Genomic DNA, 662 nt, shown 5'->3' on the forward strand with positions numbered 1-662 from the left:
ATGAAAGCAAGGAGTTTTTTGTGAGTGAAAGGATGCCAAAGTATCGAGTGACTGGCTTTTACGTAAGCTGTAAGTCAGAAGACTATAATAAAGAGACGATGCGGTCTCGGATGGGGATTTCCGATCCCGAGCGCCGGAGAATATATACATATTCCGTGCCCGACATTGAGTCTCTAGCCGAAGAGCTTGAGAATGCTTGCAACAAGTTCGATCAAGAGGGGTATGAGGTTGATGCGATATTGCCACTTAACGTAGGAAGTAGCGATGAATACCTTAATCAACATCGCCGCATAGTGACGACTTCTGCTTATTCTCTCACGCGAGGGGCTATGGTGGTGGCTAAGCGGCGCGATCCCGAGGCAGAATGATCCATTAGGGTGGGGAAGGAGCCCCTGGGTAGCGTCAGGGGCTTCTGTGATCCTTTAGTCTTCTGTCCGCACAAGACAGGTTTCAACGGTTTCGGCGCCGTGTTTGTCTTTCCAGGCTTTTAATGTCTTTTGGTTACCCCCGCGAGTTTCAATGACCTCCCCGGTTTCCGGGTTTTTGTAGATCTTGAGCTTTCTCTTGCGGCGTCCGGAGTTGGCTTGCTGTCTGCTGGCGTTGTCTTTTCCAGGCGTCAATACTTCGATTACGTCGCTTGCTGTTTTGTCGAACTCTTGCAT

Annotated in this window: 2 protein-coding genes; one reads left to right on the plus strand and one right to left on the minus strand. The window is 49.7% G+C overall.

Translation table 11 applies throughout. The annotated features are described in order from the left end of the window. The coding region (locus tag ACGTN6_RS20755) for a hypothetical protein (protein WP_394594975.1) at positions 1 to 368 on the plus strand (368 nt) is incomplete at its 5' end. 54 nt (positions 369 to 422) lie between these two features. Here ACGTN6_RS20755 and ACGTN6_RS20760 read toward each other — a convergent pair. Next, positions 423 to 662: histone-like nucleoid-structuring protein, MvaT/MvaU family (locus tag ACGTN6_RS20760; RefSeq protein ID WP_394594976.1), on the minus strand; the 240-nt coding region annotated here is incomplete at its 5' end.

Origin of the sequence: Halomonas sp. B23F22_20, from assembly GCF_043496985.1 — a bacterium.
Taxonomy (GTDB): Bacteria; Pseudomonadota; Gammaproteobacteria; order Pseudomonadales; family Halomonadaceae; genus Halomonas.